This window comes from Pseudomonas laurentiana (assembly GCF_014648275.1).
In the GTDB taxonomy this organism is placed as follows: Bacteria; Pseudomonadota; Gammaproteobacteria; order Pseudomonadales; family Pseudomonadaceae; genus Aquipseudomonas; species Aquipseudomonas laurentiana.
Map to the genome: position 1 here is coordinate 114,055 of NZ_BMQU01000013.1, position 18,483 is coordinate 132,537.

General features: G+C 60.8%; 15 protein-coding genes. 3 read left to right on the plus strand and 12 right to left on the minus strand.

The window, feature by feature from the left end; genetic code table 11:
• Positions 1 to 322: 322 nt before the first annotated feature.
• Positions 323 to 604 (plus strand): HU family DNA-binding protein, encoded by a 282-nt coding sequence (locus IE038_RS15025; protein WP_009398256.1) that lies wholly within the window; start codon positions 323 to 325, stop codon positions 602 to 604.
• 50 nt (positions 605 to 654) lie between these two features.
• Here the strand turns inward: IE038_RS15025 and rlmF are convergent, their stop codons facing one another.
• The 5 genes from rlmF to IE038_RS15050 form a co-directional block, all read right to left on the minus strand.
• Complete coding sequence (rlmF, locus tag IE038_RS15030; RefSeq protein ID WP_189395858.1) at positions 655 to 1,617, minus strand: 23S rRNA (adenine(1618)-N(6))-methyltransferase RlmF; 963 nt, start codon at positions 1,615 to 1,617, stop codon at positions 655 to 657.
• Between the two features lie 107 nt (positions 1,618 to 1,724).
• Positions 1,725 to 4,571 (minus strand): valine--tRNA ligase, encoded by a 2,847-nt coding sequence (locus IE038_RS15035; RefSeq protein ID WP_189395859.1) that lies wholly within the window; start codon positions 4,569 to 4,571, stop codon positions 1,725 to 1,727.
• 170 nt (positions 4,572 to 4,741) lie between these two features.
• Complete coding sequence (locus IE038_RS15040; RefSeq protein ID WP_163938902.1) at positions 4,742 to 5,137, minus strand: DNA polymerase III subunit chi; 396 nt, start codon at positions 5,135 to 5,137, stop codon at positions 4,742 to 4,744.
• Between the two features lie 5 nt (positions 5,138 to 5,142).
• Positions 5,143 to 5,571: a DNA polymerase III subunit chi gene (locus IE038_RS15045; protein WP_163938900.1), complete on the minus strand. Its 429-nt coding sequence runs from the start codon at positions 5,569 to 5,571 to the stop codon at positions 5,143 to 5,145.
• Positions 5,572 to 5,624: 53 nt separating this feature from the next.
• Entirely contained in the window at positions 5,625 to 7,118 is a 1,494-nt protein-coding gene (locus tag IE038_RS15050) for a leucyl aminopeptidase (protein ID WP_163938898.1), read from the minus strand.
• A 285-nt stretch (positions 7,119 to 7,403) separates the two neighbouring features.
• Between IE038_RS15050 and lptF the strand changes: the two genes are divergently transcribed.
• Complete coding sequence (lptF, locus tag IE038_RS15055) at positions 7,404 to 8,519, plus strand: LPS export ABC transporter permease LptF (RefSeq protein WP_189395860.1); 1,116 nt, start codon at positions 7,404 to 7,406, stop codon at positions 8,517 to 8,519.
• Positions 8,512 to 9,573, plus strand: coding sequence for an LPS export ABC transporter permease LptG (gene lptG, locus IE038_RS15060; RefSeq protein WP_163938896.1), 1,062 nt, complete (start codon positions 8,512 to 8,514; stop codon positions 9,571 to 9,573). Before lptF ends, lptG begins: the two co-directional genes overlap by 8 nt.
• 70 nt (positions 9,574 to 9,643) lie before the next feature.
• On the opposite strand, the gene IE038_RS15065 is transcribed toward lptG, so the two are convergent.
• From IE038_RS15065 to gcsR, 7 genes are all read right to left on the minus strand, one after another.
• Positions 9,644 to 10,141, minus strand: coding sequence for an RDD family protein (locus tag IE038_RS15065; RefSeq protein WP_189395861.1), 498 nt, complete (start codon positions 10,139 to 10,141; stop codon positions 9,644 to 9,646).
• A gap of 94 nt (positions 10,142 to 10,235) precedes the next feature.
• Positions 10,236 to 10,448, minus strand: a complete 213-nt coding sequence (locus IE038_RS15070; protein ID WP_065760170.1) for a cold-shock protein — start codon at positions 10,446 to 10,448, stop codon at positions 10,236 to 10,238.
• A 347-nt stretch (positions 10,449 to 10,795) separates the two neighbouring features.
• Complete coding sequence (gene gcvT / locus IE038_RS15075; RefSeq protein ID WP_163938894.1) at positions 10,796 to 11,920, minus strand: glycine cleavage system aminomethyltransferase GcvT; 1,125 nt, start codon at positions 11,918 to 11,920, stop codon at positions 10,796 to 10,798.
• Between the two features lie 33 nt (positions 11,921 to 11,953).
• The gene (locus IE038_RS15080) at positions 11,954 to 13,330 is read right to left on the minus strand and encodes an L-serine ammonia-lyase (RefSeq protein WP_163938892.1); all 1,377 of its coding nucleotides are present in this window, start codon (positions 13,328 to 13,330) and stop codon (positions 11,954 to 11,956) included.
• A gap of 64 nt (positions 13,331 to 13,394) precedes the next feature.
• Positions 13,395 to 16,250: an aminomethyl-transferring glycine dehydrogenase gene (gene gcvP / locus IE038_RS15085; protein ID WP_163938890.1), complete on the minus strand. Its 2,856-nt coding sequence runs from the start codon at positions 16,248 to 16,250 to the stop codon at positions 13,395 to 13,397.
• Between the two features lie 9 nt (positions 16,251 to 16,259).
• Positions 16,260 to 16,643, minus strand: a complete 384-nt coding sequence (gene gcvH, locus IE038_RS15090) for a glycine cleavage system protein GcvH (protein ID WP_163938888.1) — start codon at positions 16,641 to 16,643, stop codon at positions 16,260 to 16,262.
• A 275-nt stretch (positions 16,644 to 16,918) separates the two neighbouring features.
• Entirely contained in the window at positions 16,919 to 18,427 is a 1,509-nt protein-coding gene (gene gcsR, locus IE038_RS15095) for a transcriptional regulator GcsR (protein ID WP_189395862.1), read from the minus strand.
• Between the last annotated feature and the right edge of the window lie 56 nt (positions 18,428 to 18,483).

Here is an 18,483-nt window from a genome sequence, read left to right on the forward strand (position 1 = left end):
TGTATCTTGAGGCGGGATTTGTTCATTTTTTGTTCGATTTTTTGCGTTTTCTGGCGTAATCCCCCGAAAAACCTGAACATTTGCCCTGCATGAGGCGGATATTTATTCGCCTCTGTGGTAGCTTTGCCCCGTCTTGCGCCCCCCTATGTGGCGCATTGCTGGCAGACCGCTTGCGTCACATCGAACCAAACGTCATTTTGCGTATCTACATACGCGATTGGTGTGGCTGTAACACCGAGCCGCCGGGCATTTGCAGGCCTGGCCCGATGGCTGACGCGGCACTCTGCAAACCAACTGAATTTGATAGGGAAGGAACACCACCATGGCATTGACCAAAGACCAACTGATCGCCGATATCGCTGAAGCTATCGACGCGCCTAAAACCACCGCGCGTAACGCTCTGGAGCAACTGGGCCAGATCGTTGCTGATCAACTGGAAAATGGCAGCGAAATCACTCTGCCAGGTATTGGCAAACTGAAAATCACCGAGCGTCCTGCCCGTACTGGCCGCAACCCTTCGACTGGCGCTGCCATCGAAATCGCTGCCAAAAAAGTTGTCAAGTTCGTTCCAGCCAAAGTGCTGACCGACGCCGTCAACAAGTAAGTTGTAAGCTGTTCTGAAGCCGCGCCCGATGTTTGTCTGGCGCGGCTTTTTCATGCCTGCTGTTCGGCCCAGCGTTGCTGGCGCCACTGCTGTCGGGCGGCCGCGTCCTTGAAGGTCCAGGCCACCAGGCGGCTCTGCTTCTGCCCCTGGCCCATCTCGACGACGCGTTGCTCGACGGCGCCAGCCTTGTTCAGGGCTGCCTGAATACCTGGCAGGTTCGACGCTTTGGAGACCAGGCTGGTGAACCACAGCACCTGTTGGCCAATCGTCGCGCTTTCGGCCACCAGTTGGCTGACGAAGCGAATCTCGCCGCCCTCGCACCACAATTCGTTGTTTTGCCCGCCAAAATTGAGCACAGGCAGTTTGCGTTTTGGGTCCGCTTTGCCCAGTGCCCGCCATTTACGCTGGCTGCCTCGGGTGGCTTCTTCGCGGGAGGCATGGAACGGGGGGTTGCACAGCGTCAGGTCGAAGCGCTCCTCCGCTTTGAGCAGGCCGAGCAGGATGTGTTTGCGGTTGCTCTGCTGACGAAGCGCAATGGCTTTAGTCATCCCGTTGGCTTGAACAATGGCCTTGGCCGAGGCCAGCGCGACGGCATCGATGTCTGAGCCCAGGAAGCGCCAGCGGTAATCGCTGTGGCCGAGCAGCGGATAGATGCAGTTGGCGCCTACGCCGATATCCAATGCCTGGATTTTGGCCCCGCGTGGAATTTCGCCTGCATTGTCATCGGCCAGCAGGTCGGCCAGTGCATGCAGGTAATCGGCGCGCCCGGGGATGGGCGGGCACAGGTAGTCGGTCGGGATGTCCCAGTGCTGGATACCGTACTGGGCCTTGAGCAGGGCCCGGTTGAATACCCTTACCGCCTCTGGGTCGGCAAAATCAATGCTGGGTTTGCCATACGGGTTCGTGATCAGGAAACGGCCCAGTTCCGGGCTGCTTTTGATCAGTTGGGGAAAGTCATAGCGGCCCTGATGGCGATTGCGCGGGTGCAGGGTCGGTTTGTTGGGTGTGGTCATGAGGGTGTCCTGTGGAACGCATCGCGGGCAAGCCCGCTTCCACAAGGTCGGTTTTCAACCTGTAGAAGCGGGCTTGCCCGCGATGGCGTTACGGCGACGTACTGCAGTTACAGGCTGGCAATCCGTGCATGCTGCTCGGTGAAGTTGGCCAGGGCCTGCTCGGCTTCAGCCAGCTTGGCGCGTTCCTTGTCGATGACGGCAGGCGGTGCCTTGTCAACGAACGCCGCGTTGGACAGCTTCCCGCCCACGCGCTGGACTTCGCCTTGCAGGCGCTGGATTTCCTTGTTCAGGCGCGCCAGTTCGGCATCCTTGTCGATCAGGCCAGCCATCGGTACCAGAACCTGCAGATCGCCTACCAGTGCGGTAGCGCTGAGCGGTGCCTCGTCCTGCTCGCCCAGTACGGTGAAGGATTCGATCTTCGCCAGCTTCTTGAGCAGCGCTTCGTTTTCCTGCAGGCGGCGCTGGTCTTCGCTGCTGGCGTTCTTCAGGAACAGTTGCAGTGGTTTGCCCGGGCCGATGTTCATTTCGCCACGGATGTTACGCACGCCTAGCATCAGTTCCTTCAGCCACTCGATGTCGCCTTCGGCAGCAGTATCGATACGGCTGTCGTTGGCCACAGGCCAAGGTTGCAGCATGATCGTCTTGCCTTGGGCGCCTGCCAGCGGCGCGAGGCGCTGCCAGATCTCTTCGGTGATGAAGGGCATGAACGGGTGGGCAAGGCGCAGTGCGACTTCCAGTACCCGTACCAGGGTGCGGCGGGTGCCACGCGCACGCTCGACTGGCGCGTTCTCGTCCCACAGCACAGGCTTGGACAGTTCCAGGTACCAGTCGCAGTACTGGTTCCAGATGAACTCATACAGCGCTTGTGCGGCCAGGTCGAAACGGAACTGCTCCAACTGACGCGTCACTTCGGTCTCGGTGCGCTGCAGTTGCGAGATGATCCAGCGATCAGCCAGCGACAGTTCGTAGGCTTCGCCGTTCTGGCCGCAGTCTTCACCCTTGTCCAGCACGTAACGGGCGGCGTTCCAGATCTTGTTGCAGAAGTTGCGATAGCCTTCGACGCGCCCCATGTCGAACTTGATGTCGCGGCCGGTGGACGCCAGCGAGCAGAAGGTAAAGCGCAGGGCGTCGGTGCCGTAGCTGGCAATGCCTTCCGGGAACTCGGCACGGGTCTGCTTGGCAATCTTCTCGGCCAGTTTCGGCTGCATCATGCCGCTGGTGCGTTTTTCCAGCAGGGCGTCGAGGGTGATGCCGTCGACGATGTCCAGTGGGTCGAGGACGTTGCCCTTGGACTTGGACATCTTCTGGCCCTGGCCGTCGCGCACCAGGCCATGGACGTAAACGGTCTTGAACGGTACCTGCGGGGTGCCGTCCTCATTCTTCACCAGGTGCATGGTCAGCATGATCATCCGGGCAACCCAGAAGAAAATGATGTCGAAGCCGGTGACCAGTACGTCGGTGGAGTGGAACTTCTTCAGGAACTCGGTCTGCTCTGGCCAGCCGAGGGTCGAGAAGGTCCACAGGCCTGAACTGAACCAGGTGTCGAGTACGTCGTTGTCCTGGTTCAGGACAACGTCGGCGCCCAGGTTGTGCTTGCTGCGCACTTCCTCTTCGTTGCGCCCTACATAGACCTTGCCCGCTTCGTCGTACCAGGCTGGAATCCGGTGGCCCCACCACAGCTGGCGGCTGATGCACCAATCCTGAATATCGCGCATCCAGGAGAAGTACATGTTCTCGTACTGCTTCGGTACGAACTGGATGCGGCCATCTTCGACGGCAGCGATGGCCGGTTCGGCCAATGGTTTGGTCGACACGTACCACTGGTCGGTCAGCCATGGCTCGATAACGGTGCCGGAGCGGTCGCCCTTCGGTACTTTCAGTGCGTGGTCGTCAACGCTGACCAGCAGCCCTGCGGCTTCAAAATCGGCGACGATCTGCTTGCGCGCGACGAAACGGTCGAGACCGGCATACCGGGCAGGCAGGCTGGCATCGATGGTTTCGTTGACGCTGCCGTCGAGGTTGAACACCTGGGCTGCTGGCAGCACCATGGCGTTCTTGTCGAAAATGTTCAGCAGTGGCAGGTTGTGACGCTTGCCGACTTCATAGTCGTTGAAGTCGTGGGCCGGGGTGATCTTCACACAGCCGGTGCCGAATTCAGGGTCGCAGTAGTCATCAGCGATGATCGGGATGCGACGGCCAACCAGGGGCAGCTCGACGAACTTGCCGATCAGGGCCTGGTAGCGCTCATCGTTCGGGTTCACGGCTACGGCGGCATCGCCCAGCATGGTTTCCGGACGGGTAGTGGCAACGACCAGGTAATCCTTGCCTTCAGCCGTCTTCGCGCCGTCGGCCAGCGGGTAACGCAGGTTCCACAGGTGGCCTTTCTCGTCGTGGTTTTCCACTTCAAGGTCGGAAATTGCGGTGTGCAGCTTGGTGTCCCAGTTGACCAGACGCTTGCCGCGATAGATCAGGCCATCTTCGTGCAGGCGTACGAAGGCTTCCTTGACCGCTTCGGACAGGCCGTCATCCATGGTGAAGCGCTCGCGGCTCCAGTCTACGGAGGAACCCAGGCGGCGGATCTGGCGGCTGATGTTACCGCCGGACTGGTCTTTCCACTCCCAGACCTTATCCAGGAACTTTTCCCGGCCCAGGTCGTGGCGGCTCTGGCCTTTGGCCTCCAGTTGACGCTCCACCAGCATCTGCGTTGCGATACCGGCATGGTCGGTGCCTGGCTGCCACAGGGTGTCGCGGCCCTGCATGCGGCGGAAACGGATCAGGGCGTCCATGATCGCGTTGTTGAAGCCATGACCCATGTGCAGGCTGCCGGTGACATTCGGCGGCGGAATCATGATGGTGTACGGCTCGCCCGCACCTTGCGGGGCGAAGTAATTCTCGGACTCCCAGGTCTGGTACCAGGAAGTTTCAATAGCGTGCGGCTGGTAGGTCTTATCCATGCGCGGCGGGACCCTATGGCATTTATTCGGGAAAGCCGAGAAGTATAACGGGGATTGGGCGCGGGGGCGTAGCCTGAGGTGATGGCAGGAAGCAGAAAACGTTGTTTAACCCATTGCGGGCACGACCGGTGCATCCATCAGAGAGCAATGCGGGCCAACGGCCCGCTGATTTACTCCGGCAACTGGTTCAGCAAACGCTCCAGGCGCGCATCCAGCCGACGTTTGATTTCGGTCTCGATATGCGGTGCGAAGTCGTCGATCACATCCTGCATGATCAACTGGGCGGCAGCACGCAACTCCGCATCCAGGTGCAGCAGGGTGTCCTGGCGCCTGGCCTGGGGATCTGGCGTCGCCTGTGCCGGTGGCTGCGTGCTCGGCGCCTCAGCTTCAAGCGTGGGTACAACCGGTTCGATGGCCTCTTCAAGCAGCAGTGGAATCTGCTCGTGGTGGTCCACGGTTTCGGTCAGCAATGGCGGTTGCAGGGTATCGTCGCCGAGCAGTTGGCGGATCGACTCGAGGTCATCCAGCAAGTGCGCGGACTTGGAGTGGGGCGTGGGTTTGTCCATCGTCGTCAGAGTCGCTGTAAGCGGTGATCTTGCAGAGCATAGCCCTGTTGGCGGTAGAAACGGAAACTCTCCCGTGTCGCCTGACGAATCGCGGGGTCTTCCACCACGATTTCAGCGATGCGGGTAAAACGATCAGCGAAGCCTGGTACCTTCAGGTCGAGGTTGATCAGCAGGTCCTGATGGCTACCGGGATCGTCGCCCAGGCCGAGTACAACGCTGGCGTCGGGGTCGTCTTCGCCACGGCTGTGCGGCACGAAGGCCTCGCCCTTGAAACGCCAGAGCAGTTCATCCAGTTCGTCGCGCTGAGGGCTGTCGCTGCAATTGAGGTAGACCCTGTGGCCGAGGCGCCAGGCCTTCTCGCACAATTTGCAGGCGAACATCAGACGCGCCGAAAGGGCAGGGCTTGGGAGGATGTAGAAATCGACTTGGCTCATGGTGTGCAGTTCCCGCCGGCTGCGCGTGTTCGGCGCAGCCGGGCAGGGTAGCCTCAGCCGTTGGCGCGGTCGAGCAGGTACTGGGTCAGCAACGGAACCGGGCGGCCGGTGGCGCCCTTGTCCTTGCCACCACTGACCCAGGCGGTGCCGGCGATATCCAGGTGTGCCCAGTCATAGGCCTTGGCAAAGCGCGACAGGAAGCAGCCTGCAGTGATCGTGCCGGCTTTTGGCCCGCCGATGTTGGCGATGTCGGCAAATGGGCTGTCGAGCTGTTCTTGGTACTCCTCGAACAGTGGCAGCTGCCAGGCGCGGTCGTCAGCGCGCTTGCCTGCGTCGAGCAGTTGCCCGACCAGGGCGTCGTTGTTGCCCATCAGGCCTGAGGTGTGGCTGCCCAGGGCAACGATGCAGGCACCGGTCAGGGTGGCAATGTCGATGACTGCTTTCGGTTTGAAACGCTCGGCGTAGGTCAAGGTATCGCACAGCACCAGTCGGCCTTCGGCGTCGGTGTTGAGGATCTCGACGGTTTGCCCGCTCATGGTCGTGACGATGTCGCCTGGACGGGTGGCACCGCCGCTCGGCATGTTCTCGGCACAGGCCAGCAAGCAGACCAGGTTGATTGGCAGTTGCAGTTCAAGCACGGCATGCAGGGTGCCGAAGACGCTGGCAGCCCCACACATGTCGTACTTCATTTCATCCATGCCGGCGCCAGGCTTGAGGCTGATGCCACCGGTATCGAAGGTAATGCCCTTGCCTACCAGCACGAAGGGCTTCTCGCTTTTCTTGCCGCCCTGGTAGTTCAGCACGATCAGGCGCGGAGGCTGGTCGCTGCCCTGGCCGACGGCGACGAAGGCGCCCATGCCCAGTTCCTTGAGCTTCTTCTCGTCGTGGATTTCGACCTTGAGGTTCTTGTGAGCCTTGCCCAGTGTCTTGGCCTCATCCGCCAGGAAGCTTGGATGGCAGAGGTTTGGAGGCAGGTTGCCAAGGTCGCGGGTGAAGCTCATGCCACTGGCAATCGCGCTGGCATGTTTGACCGCGCGCTCGATCTCGGCCTGGTTCGCCTTGTCGGTGAGCAGGGTGATTTTCTTCAGTGCGCGGGGTTCGGCTTTCTTGCTCTTGAAGCGGTCGAAGACATATTCGCCGTCGAGCAGGGTTTCGGCCAGCAGGCGAGTTTTTTCGTAATGGGCCTCACGACCGCTGACGGCAATGTCGTCCAGTGCCAGCACTGCATCGCTGCCGCCCAGGCCCTTTAGCACGTTCAGCACGCTGGAAGCGACTTTGCGCCAGCTACGGTCACCCAGCTCGGCGTCTTTGCCGGTGCCAACCAGCAGCAGGCGTTCGGCCTTCAGGCCGGGCAGGCTTTGCAGCAGCAGGGTCTGGCCGACCTTGCCGGCCAGGTCGCCGCGCTTGAGCAGTGCGCTCAGGGCGCCATCGGTCGCGTCATCGATGCCTTTGGCGGTGGCGCCGAGCTTGCGGTCTTCTCCGACAGGCACAACCAGGGTGGCGGTTTTCAAGGATGCTGCTGCTACACTTTTTACAACCAATTCCATGTCAGGGTCCCCAATGATCGATCTGCGCGCGCTGTCTGTGCAGGCGCTCGGAGCTGCCAGGCGACGCATCGGCGCGCCAGTGATAAAGCTGCCAGTTTGAGCCTGCTGCGCCCAGCCTGACAACCCCGACATGAGGCTTTGCGCACGCCAAGTGACAGGCACGGTCAATCACAGGATAATGCGCCAACTTTTTTGCCGGTTTTCACGTCTGCAGCGTGTAGCCGGTGCGACTGCTACGTTTCCCTTGTTCGGCTGTTTGAGCCTGACAACCCAGGAGTGTCTGGTTTGATCGTCTTCCGTTATCTGTCTCGCGAGGTCATGCTGACCTTGAGCGCCGTCAGCGCCGTGCTGCTGGTCATCATCATGAGCGGGCGCTTCATCAAGTACCTTGCCCAGGCTGCACAGGGGCTGCTCGACCCGAGCGTGTTGTTCATGATCATGGGCTTCCGCATGCCGGGGTTCCTGCAACTGATCCTGCCACTGGGCCTGTTTCTGGGGATCTTGCTCGCCTATGGTCGGCTCTACCTGGAAAGCGAGATGACTGTGCTCGCCGCCACCGGGATGAGTCAGCAGCGTCTGCTGGCCATGACCATGGCCCCCGCCTTGCTGGTGGCCTTGCTCGTGGCCTGGATGAGCCTGGCCCTTGCGCCTCAGGGCATGGCGCGGGTAGCGCAGATCATCAACGAGCAGGACGCCTTGACCGAGTTCGATACCCTGGTACCGGGGCGTTTCCAGACCTTGCGTGACGGTTCGCGTGTCACCTACAGCGAGCAGTTGTCCGATAACCGGGAGAACCTCGGCGGCGTGTTCATTTCCGAGCGGCGTTTCTCCCAGGACAAGAGCAAGGACCGCGGTCCTTCAGTGCTGGTGGCCGAGAAGGGACGCCAGGAGGTGCAGGCCGATGGCAACCGTTACCTGATTCTGGAAAACGGCTACCGCTACGACGGTAATCCGGGGCAGGCTGATTACCGGGTCATCAAGTACGACACCTACGGGGTGCTGCTGCCCAAGCCGGAAGTCAGTGAGGAAGTGACGGATCGCGAGGCGATCCCGACGTCGAAGCTGCTGGGTGCCAAGACCTTGCGAGAGCGCTCCGAGTTGCAATGGCGGATTTCGCTGCCGTTGCTGGTGTTTGTCGTGACCTTGCTGGCCGTGCCGCTGTCGCGCGTCAACCCGCGTCAAGGACGCTTCCTCAAGCTACTCCCGGCGATTCTTTTGTATATGGCTTATCTGACAATGTTGATCGCTGCGCGTGGCGCTCTGGAAAAGGGCAAGGTACCGATCGCCCTGGGGCTGTGGTGGGTGCATGGGTTGTTCCTGCTCATTGGTATCGGGTTGATGTACTGGGAACCGCTGAAGCTCAAGCGTGCTGCCCGCCGTACGGAGGTGGCCCGTGGTTAAACTCGATCGTTACATCGGCAAGAGCGTGTTCCTGGCAATTATTGCCGTGCTGGGGATCATTCTTGGCCTGGCCTCGCTGTTTGCCTACATTGATGAAATGAGCGACATCAGCAACACCTACACCCTGATGGATGCCGCCAGCTATATCCTGTTGACCGCGCCTCGTCGCATCTACGACATGTTGCCGATGGCGGCACTGATCGGCTGCCTGATCGGCCTTGGCAGCTTGGCCAGTAGCAGTGAGTTGACCATCATGCGCGCGGCCGGGGTGTCCATCGGTCGTATCGTCTGGGCGGTCATGAAGCCGATGCTGGTGCTGATGCTGATCGGCGTGTTGATTGGCGAGTACCTGGCCCCTGTCACGGAGAACAAGGCCCAGGCCGACCGTTCTCTGGCGCAGGGCGGCGGGGAAGCGCAGTCCTCCAAGCGAGGCATGTGGCATCGCCAGGGCGATGAATTCGTCCATATCAACAGTGTGCAACCCAATGGCCTGCTCTATGGCGTGACCCGTTACCGGTTCGACAGCGAGCGCCATATGCTGACCTCCAGTTTTGCGCGCAAGGCCCAGTATCAGACGGATCATTGGCTGCTCAGTGGCGTGACCACCACGCATTTCCATGGCGACAGCACCGAAGTGCTCAAAAGTGCCGAGGAACGTTGGGATGTGTCGGTTACGCCGGCGCTGTTGAATACCGTGGTCGTTGCACCGGATTCGCTCTCGATCACAGGGCTGTGGGATTACATTCATTACCTGTCTGACCAAGGTTTGAACAATGCCCGTTACTGGTTGGCGTTCTGGACCAAGGTGATGCAGCCTGTTGTGACGGCGGCGCTAGTGCTTATGGCCGTATCGTTCATCTTTGGCCCCTTGCGTTCCGTGACCTTGGGGCAGCGTGTGTTCACCGGTGTGCTGGTGGGCTTCACCTTCCGAATTGCCCAGGACCTGCTGGGACCCTCCAGCCAGGTGTTCGGTTTCCCGCCATTGTTGGCGGTGCTGATCCCGGCGGGTATCTGTGCGTTGACAGGGGTGTGGTTGTTGCGCAGGGCCGGTTGAGTCTTAACCCGTATGAAAAAGCCGACCCTGGGGTCGGCTTTTTCATGTGTGTCTGATTACATTTCAGTATTCAGGTCTTTTCCTTGCCCTTCTTGGGGATGCGCACCAGTTGACTGTCTGAGTACATGTCATGCCAGCTGCGTTTTTGTTTGTCGATCAACACCCAGAAGAAGCCCAGGCCGAGGCACAGCCAGGAGGCGATAGAGACGACAAAGCGCAACAGCGCCTGCCACAGGCCGATGGCACTGCCGTCGGCGTTCTGCACGCGAATCCCCCAGACCTGCATCCCCAAGGTCTGCCCGCCATGGGTCCAGAACTTGGCAAAGAATCCAAAGAGCATGAACACCAGAATGGTCGACAGCAGCGGGTCCGTGTCCAGGGCTCCGGCGTCGGTCAGTTCGCGCATCCTGGCCTCGCCAATGAACGCCATCATGATCATCTTGTAGACCAGGGTGGTGACCATCAGTAGCGCAGTACACAGCAGGAAATCATAGAACATCGCCGCCAGGCGGCGCCCCAGGCCGACGGCGGGGAAGTCGCCTTGAGGCTTCAACAGGTGCTTGGGCATGCAGGAAGCCCTCCTTGCTAAAAACACCCATTCTACGGAATTACAGGCACAAAAAAGCCCCTGCTGTTCCCAGCAGGGGCTTTTTATCGGGAAATCAATTTTCCGCGATAACTTCGTCAGCCTGCATGCCTTTCTGGCCTTGCACGGCGATGAAGGTAACTTTCTGGCCTTCTTTCAGGCTCTTGAAGCCATTGCCCTGAATAGCGCGGAAGTGTACGAACAGATCCGGACCGCTTTCTGGAGTGATGAAACCAAAACCTTTTTCGTCGTTAAACCACTTGACGGTACCGCTCTGACGAGTCGACATAGCTTATTTCCTATGAAACTTAGAATTAGTAACAGTTTCTTTCAAATGAAAGAGTACTGGGCTGGGTTGCAGGAAAGTAAGAGACGTCGAACGGGTTGTAGCAAACCTCAGAGCTACTGCCCAGGTCACGAACTATTGCGACCCATGCAAACACAGTGGACAGACAATACGCTAACTTTGAAGACAAAAACAAGCCCTGAAAAGCGCCGGATTTCGACCTTTTGACCGGTGCTCAGGCATTTTTTTCTGGCGTGTTCCAAGCGGTTTTTCGGCTCTGTTCAAATGCTCCGAAACGCGTTCGGTTACGAAAATGCCGAGCGCGTTTCGTCGCGTGTTTTGTGCCGTTCTCAGCCGCGGTAGTAGCGTTGGGCAACAAAAGGCATCTTGCTGACTTTCATGGCTACGCGCTTGCCTCGGACAATGGCCCACACCGGGGTATCCAGTGCGGCATGTGCAGCATCCAGATAACCCATGGCCACAGGGGCGCTCAGGGTCGGGCCGAATCCACCACTGCAGACACGGCCAATGACGCTGCCGGCCTCATCGACAATCTCGGCATCTTCACGTACGGGGGTGCGTTCCTGAGGCAGCAGGCCGACACGCTTGCGTGCAACACCGTCGTGCTGTTGAGCGAAGATGCGCTCGGCACCCGGGAAGCCGCCGGCTCGTGCGCCATCGGCACGGCGTACTTTGGAGATAGCCCAGAGCAGGCTCGCCTCGATAGGCGTGGTTTGCGCATTCATGTCATGGCCATACAGGCACAGGCCAGCTTCCAGGCGCAGCGAGTCGCGTGCACCCAGGCCGATTGGCGCCACTTCCGGCTCAGCCAGCAGGCGACGGGCCAGCGCATCGGCATTGGCGGCCGGCACAGAAATTTCAAAGCCGTCTTCACCGGTGTAGCCGGATCGGCTGACGTAGCAATCCACACCCAGCAACTGCACGCGGGTGAATTGCATGAAGGTCATGCCCGCGACCTCAGGTGCCAGGCGTGCCAGTACCTTGACCGCCGCTGGGCCCTGCAGGGCCAGCAGCGCGCGCTCTTCAAACAAGGGCTGGATTTCGCACTGGCTGCCGATGTGCTTGCGCAGATGCGCCAGGTCCTGGTCCTTGCAGGCGGCGTTGACCACCAGGAACAGGGTGTCGTTGCCCAGGTTGGCGACCATCAGGTCGTCGAGGATGCCGCCTTGTTCGTTGGTGAACATGGCATAGCGCTGCATACCGACTGGCAAATCGATGATATCCACCGGTACCAGGCTTTCCAGGGCCTTGGCCGCTTCACTGCCGGTCAGGCGGATCTGGCCCATGTGCGAGACATCGAACAGCCCGGCCTGCTCACGGCTGTGCAGGTGTTCTTTCATCACTCCCAGGGGGTACTGCACGGGCATGTCGTAGCCGGCGAAAGGCACCATGCGTGCGCCCAGTTCCAGGTGCAGGGCATGCAGTGGGGTGGTGTGCAGTGTTTCGGTGGACATTGATGACTCCTTGGGGCTTGAGAGGGGGAGGTGTCAGCATTCGATGATGTTGACGGCCAGACCGCCGCGGGCGGTCTCCTTGTATTTGCTTTTCATGTCGGCGCCGGTCTGGCGCATGGTACGGATGACCTTGTCGAGTGAGACGAAATGCTGCCCGTCGCCACGCAGGGCCATGCGTACCGCATTGATTGCCTTGACCGAACCCATGGCGTTGCGTTCGATGCAGGGCACCTGTACCAGCCCGCCAATGGGGTCACAGGTCAGGCCCAGGTTGTGTTCCATGCCGATTTCGGCGGCGTTTTCGACTTGCTGTACGCTGCCACCCATGACCTCGCAGAGTGCACCAGCCGCCATCGAGCAGGCCACGCCAACCTCGCCCTGGCAACCGACCTCAGCGCCGGAGATCGAGGCGTTTTCCTTATAGAGAATGCCAATGGCCGCTGCGGTGAGCAGAAAACGCACAACGCCGTCTTCGTTGGCACCCGGGATAAAGCGCATGTAGTAGTGCAGTACAGCCGGAACGATGCCAGCGGCACCGTTGGTCGGAGCGGTCACGACGCGTCCGCCAAAGGCATTTTCCTCGTTGACCGCCAGCGCATAGAGGTTGACCCAGTCGAGCACCGAGAGCGCATCACGCAGGTTCGCTTCCGGGTGCTGACACAACTGGCGGTACAGTGCTGCGGCCCTGCGCTTGACCTTGAGCCCACCGGGCAGAATGCCTTCATTGCGACAACCGGCAGTCACGCAGTCTTGCATCACTTGCCAGATCCGCAGCAGACCGCTGCGGGTTTCGCTTTCCGGGCGCCAGGCCGCTTCGTTGGCCAGCATGACCTGGCTGATCGACAGGTTCTGTGCCGCGCAATGGCCGAGCAGTTCCTTGGCGGTCTTGAACGGCAGCGGCAGCACCGTGCGGTCCTCGACGATGCGGTCGGCCCCTGCTGCATCATCATCCACCACAAAGCCGCCACCGACGGAGTAGTACTCACGGCTGCGAATTTGCAAGCCGGCGGCGTCGAAGGCGCGGAAAATCATGCCGTTGGGATGGTAGGGCAGCGGTTTGCGAATCATCGCCAGGTGCTGCTTTTCAATGAACGCGATGGCGTGCTCGCCCAGCAGTTTCAGCTGTCCGCTGCTGCGGATGGCTTGCAAGCGAGCAGGAATGGTTTCGGTATCGACGCTGTCGGGATGTTCGCCTTCCAGGCCGAGCAACACAGCCTTGTCACTGCCGTGGCCTTTCCCGGTTGCGCCGAGGGAACCATGCAGCTCGACTTTGACGCTGACCGTGGCGGCCAGCAGGCCGTCGCGGCGTAACCCTTCGGCGAAGCGCGCAGCGGCGCGCATCGGGCCGACGGTGTGGGAGCTGGAGGGGCCGATGCCAATCTTGAACAGGTCGAAGACGCTTAGTGACATGGTCGTACCCTCAGGGGTGGGACGGTTGCAGGAGCCGGTTGCGACGGCTCCTGCTGTTCAGGCATCAGGCGTCCTGATAGCTCTCGATCGACGGGCAGGCGCAGACCAGGTTACGGTCGCCGAACACGTTGTCTACCCGGCCGACCGGTGGCCAGTACTTGGCTTCGATCAGCGTCGGCAGCGGGTACACCGCCTGTTCGCGGCTGTAGCCGTGTGCCCACTCGCCCACCAGTTCGGCCGCGGTATGCGGTGCGTTCTTCAGTGGGTTGTCGTCCTTGTCCAGGCTGCCATTCTCGACCGCGCGAATCTCTTCGCGGATGCAGATCATTGCGTTGCAGAAGCGGTCCAGTTCTTCCTTGGACTCACTCTCGGTTGGCTCGATCATCAGCGTGCCGGCCACTGGGAAGGACATGGTCGGGGCGTGGAAACCGAAGTCGATCAGGCGCTTGGCCACATCGTCAACGCTGATACCGCTGCTGTCTTTGAGTGGGCGCAGGTCAAGGATGCACTCATGTGCAACCAGGCCGTTGCTGCCGGTGTACAACACAGGATAGTGCTCTTCCAGACGGCGGGCGATGTAGTTGGCGTTGAGGATCGCCATCTGCGAGGCGCGCTTGAGGCCCGCGCCACCCATCATGCGAATGTACATCCAGGTGATCGGCAGAATGCTTGCGCTGCCGAACGGTGCAGCGCAGACGGCGCCTTCCTTGCAATCCATGTGCCCGTGGCCCGGCAGGAACGGTGCCAGGTGGGCCTTGACGCCAATCGGACCGACGCCCGGGCCGCCACCGCCGTGTGGAATGCAGAAGGTTTTGTGCAGGTTCAGGTGCGACACGTCGCCGCCGAACTTGCCAGGGGCGCACAGGCCGACCATTGCGTTCATGTTGGCGCCGTCGATGTACACCTGGCCGCCGTTGTCATGGATGATCGCGCAGATTTCGCCGATGGCTTCCTCGAACACGCCGTGGGTCGACGGGTAAGTGATCATCAGTGCCGCGAGGTGCTCGCGGTGCTCGATGGCCTTGGCGCGCAGGTCGTCGATATCGACGTTGCCGCGAGCGTCACAGGCCGTTACCACCACGCGCATACCGGCCATGTGTGCGGTAGCCGGGTTGGTACCATGGGCCGACGATGGGATCAGGCAGATGTCGCGACGATCGTCGCCACGGCTCTGGTGGTATGCACGGATGGCCAACAGGCCGGCGTACTCGCCCTGAGAACCGGCGTTAGGTTGCAGCGATACCGCGTCGTAGCCGGTGGCTGCGCAGAGCATGGCCTCCAGTTCGTCGGTCAGTTGCTGGTAACCCTGGCTCTGTTCTGCCGGAGCGAAGGGGTGCAGGTTGCCGAACTCGGCCCAGGTCACTGGAATCATTTCACTGGCGGCGTTGAGCTTCATGGTGCAGGAGCCCAGCGGGATCATGGTGCGGTCCAGCGCCAAGTCCTTGTCGGCCAGTTTGCGCAGGTAGCGCATCAGCTCGGTTTCGCTGTGGTAGCGGTTGAACACCGGGTGTTCAAGGATCGCGGACTGGCGTAGCAGAGCCGCTGGCAGGCGCGACTCGACGCGGGCTGCCAGGGTAGCGAAGTCCGGCAACGCCTGGCCATTGGCAAACAGTGCCCAGAGGGTTTCGACATCGGCCTGACGGCTGGTCTCGTCCAGCGACAGACCCAGGCGCTGGGCGTCGATCTGGCGGAGGTTCAACTGCTGGGCGCGGGCGCTTTCATGCAACGCAGCCGTGTTGCTGCCAGTGGCCAGGGTCAGGGTATCGAAGAAGCTGTGTGGCTCGACGGTAACACCCAGTGCCTGCAGGCCGGCTGCAAGGATGGCAGTCAACTGGTGGGTGCGCTCGGCGATCTGCTTCAGGCCTTTCGGGCCGTGGTAGACGGCGTACATGCTGGCAATGTTGGCCAGCAGCACTTGGGCGGTGCAGATGTTGCTGGTGGCCTTTTCGCGACGAATGTGTTGCTCGCGGGTTTGCATGGCCAGGCGCAGTGCAGTCTTGCCGAAACGATCGATCGACACGCCGACCAAGCGGCCCGGCATGTCGCGTTTGAACGCGTCTCGGGTGGAGAAGTAGGCAGCGTGCGGGCCACCGAAGCCCAGTGGAACACCAAAGCGCTGGGCGCTGCCGATGGCCACGTCGGCGCCGAATTCGCCCGGTGGCGTCAGTAAGGTCAGGGCCAGCAGGTCGGCGGCGACCGCGACCAGGGCATTGGCGGCGTGGAAGCGCTCGGTCAGCTCGCGGTAGTCGAAGACTTCACCGTTGCTGGCCGGGTACTGCAGCAGAGCACCAAAGAACGCGCTGACGTCGCTCAGTTCGCGCTCGTCGCCCACTACCACTTCGATACCCAGCGGTTCGGCGCGGGTGCGCAGTACGTCGAGGGTTTGTGGATGGCAATGTACGGAAGCGAAGAAGGCATGGCTGCCTTTGTTCTTGCTCAGACGCTTGCAGAAGGTCATGGCTTCGGCAGCAGCGGTGGCTTCATCGAGCAACGAGGCGTTGGCAATCGGCAGGCCGGTCAGGTCGCTGATCAGGGTCTGGAAGTTCAGCAGGGCTTCCAGGCGGCCTTGGGAAATTTCCGGTTGGTACGGGGTGTAGGCGGTATACCAGGCCGGGTTTTCCAGCAGGTTGCGCAGGATCGGCGCAGGAGTATGGCAGTTGTAGTAGCCCTGGCCAATAAAGGTCTTGAACAACTGGTTCTTGCTGGCGATGGCCTTGAGCGCCGCCAGTGCGTCTGCTTCGCTCTGACCGTCGCCAGCATCGAGCACGCTGGTGCCCTTGATACTGTCGGGGATCACGCTGGCGCTCATGGCGTCCAGTGAATCAAAGCCCAGGGTGGCAAGCATGCTCAGCTCGTCATCCTGGCGTGGGCCGATGTGCCGGGCGATGAATTCGTTGGCGGTGCCGAGGTTGATGGTCATGGCTGTTCCTCAGGCGTCAGCGTTGGCTTTGATCAGGCGGTCGTAGGCGTTCTGGTCGAGCAGTTGCCCTACGGCGTTGGCGTCGGCCGGGATGAAACGGAAGAACCAGCCTTCGCCCAGTGGATCTTCGTTGACCAGCTCAGGGCTGCTTTCCAGGTTTTCGTTGACGGCAACGACTTCGCCGTCGAGTGGCATGTAGACGCCACTGGCAGCCTTGACCGATTCGACGGTAGACGCTTCGGCGCCTTTTTCGTACTGCTGCAGTTCCGGCAGTTGCACATAGACCACATCACCCAGCGCGTTCTGGGCGAACGCGGTAATGCCAACCGTGACGCTGCCGTCAGCTTCGGCACGCAGCCATTCGTGATCTTCGGTAAAACGCAACTCGCTCATGGGAATTCCTCGGGGGACACGGTGACGGGCCGGTTACGCAACCAGGCCTAGGACTGGTAACTCCTTAGCAATTTTGTGGCCAATTCGATAATTTCTATATAAATCAAATACTTATGTTTTTTCGTGAATGCGAGATGACACAGCTGTAGCGAAATCGCTACAGCTGTAGTGTGGAAAAAAAGCTCAAGGGGATCAAAACCTTGCGTTGCAGCACAAAACCCGCGCTGTATCGAAATCGTTACGCTGTAGCGTTTTCAGTACGCTAAAGGTCGTTTTCAGAGCTTTCCGGGGATGCCGTACTTACGCAGGCGGTGGGCGATGGCTGTGTGAGACGTCTGCAGGCGGTTGGCCAACTGCCGTGTGGAAGGGTAGGTGGCATAGAGTTTTTCCAGCAGGCTGCGTTCGAAGTCTTCCACGGCCTGTTCCAGGCTGGTTATTTCACCATCCTGTTCGCGGGCCACAGACGTACCGGCGATGTCCAGGTCGCCGATGTCCACCAGGCTGCTTTCACAGATCGCTGCGGCGCGGAAGATCACGTTCTGCAATTGCCGCACGTTGCCGGGCCAGTGGTTGCTGAGCAGTGCAGGGTATGTCCCGGGAGCCAGGCGACAGAGTGGACGCTGGATCTGGGTGCAGGCCTGTTGCATGAAATAGCGGGCCAGCAACAGGATGTCCTGGCCGCGTTCGCGCAATGGCGGCACTTGCAGGTTGAGTACGTTCAGGCGGTAGAACAGGTCTTCGCGAAAGGTGCCCTCGGCGACCATTTTCTCCAGGTTGCGGTGGGTGGCGCTGAGGATCCGCACGTTGACCTTGACCTCACGGTCGCCGCCCACCCGGCGAAAGCTGCCATCGTTGAGAAACCGCAGCAGCTTGGCTTGCAAGTAGGGCGACATTTCGCCGATCTCGTCGAGAAACACCGTGCCCTGGTTGGCCAGTTCCATCAGTCCCGGTTTACCGCCGCGCTGCGCTCCCGTGAAGGCCCCGGGGGCATAGCCAAACAGCTCGCTCTCGGCGAGGTTCTCCGGCAGGGCTGCACAGTTCAGGGCCAGGAATGGAGCGTTGTGTCGGCTGCTGATGGCATGGCAGGCGCGAGCAACCAGTTCTTTGCCGGTACCGGTTTCACCGTGGATCAGCAACGGTGCGTCCAGTGCTGCAACGCGCAGCGCACGGGTCTTGAGTGTACGGATCGGCGGGGAATCACCGAGCAACGCATCGAAACCTTCGGCGTGGTCGTGATGCAGCGCCGACAGGCGTTCGCCGATGCGATTGGGTTGGTACAGGGTCAGCAGGGCACCGGCATCGGTGATCGGGGTGGCGTCGAGTAGCAGGCTTTGGCCGTTGAGGACCATCTCGCGCATAGGCAAGCGGAAACCGTTTTCGAGCAAGGCACCGAGCAGGCTGGGGTCGCCGAACAACTCACCCACCGAGCGCCCTGCCGGCTCCTGGCCGCAGAGTTCAATCAGGGCCGGATTCGCCAGCAGGACATTGCCGGCACTGTCGAGGGCCAGCACCGGGTCGCTCATTGCCGCCAGCAGTGCATCCAGCTGCAAGTGTCGGCGCTGGCCGGGGAGGATGTCGACCACCCTCACCGTTTGCACGCCGCGCACATTGAGCAGGGCGTCGTGCAACTCCTCGAGTACATCGGGGCTCAAGGTCGGTGCATCGATGTAGACGTTGGGCGGCACCATTTCCACGGCATCCAGGTTCAGATGACGGGCACCGAGCAGGGCCAGGACTTCCTGGGTGATACCGACGCGGTCGATGAAGCTGACGTGGATGCGCATGGGGCGTTAACGGGTCTGTACTGCCGGGGGAGGCTAGTATGCCTTGCGCCTGCGAT

Coding starts and splice junctions, on each gene's coding strand:
- IE038_RS15045 (WP_163938900.1), bottom strand. CDS start 5,571: ATGAGCCAAGTCGATTTCTACATCCTCCCAAGCCCTGCCCTTTCGGCG.
- IE038_RS15070 (WP_065760170.1), bottom strand. CDS start 10,448: ATGTCGACTCGTCAGAGCGGTACCGTCAAGTGGTTTAACGACGAAAAA.
- gcvP (WP_163938890.1), bottom strand. CDS start 16,250: ATGACCATCAACCTCGGCACCGCCAACGAATTCATCGCCCGGCACATC.
- gcsR (WP_189395862.1), bottom strand. CDS start 18,427: ATGCGCATCCACGTCAGCTTCATCGACCGCGTCGGTATCACCCAGGAA.
- gcvT (WP_163938894.1), bottom strand. CDS start 11,920: ATGTCCACCGAAACACTGCACACCACCCCACTGCATGCCCTGCACCTG.
- IE038_RS15080 (WP_163938892.1), bottom strand. CDS start 13,330: ATGTCACTAAGCGTCTTCGACCTGTTCAAGATTGGCATCGGCCCCTCC.
- IE038_RS15065 (WP_189395861.1), bottom strand. CDS start 10,141: ATGCCCAAGCACCTGTTGAAGCCTCAAGGCGACTTCCCCGCCGTCGGC.
- IE038_RS15040 (WP_163938902.1), bottom strand. CDS start 5,137: ATGGACAAACCCACGCCCCACTCCAAGTCCGCGCACTTGCTGGATGAC.
- IE038_RS15035 (WP_189395859.1), bottom strand. CDS start 4,571: ATGGATAAGACCTACCAGCCGCACGCTATTGAAACTTCCTGGTACCAG.
- IE038_RS15025 (WP_009398256.1), top strand. CDS start 323: ATGGCATTGACCAAAGACCAACTGATCGCCGATATCGCTGAAGCTATC.
- gcvH (WP_163938888.1), bottom strand. CDS start 16,643: ATGAGCGAGTTGCGTTTTACCGAAGATCACGAATGGCTGCGTGCCGAA.
- IE038_RS15050 (WP_163938898.1), bottom strand. CDS start 7,118: ATGGAATTGGTTGTAAAAAGTGTAGCAGCAGCATCCTTGAAAACCGCC.
- rlmF (WP_189395858.1), bottom strand. CDS start 1,617: ATGACCACACCCAACAAACCGACCCTGCACCCGCGCAATCGCCATCAG.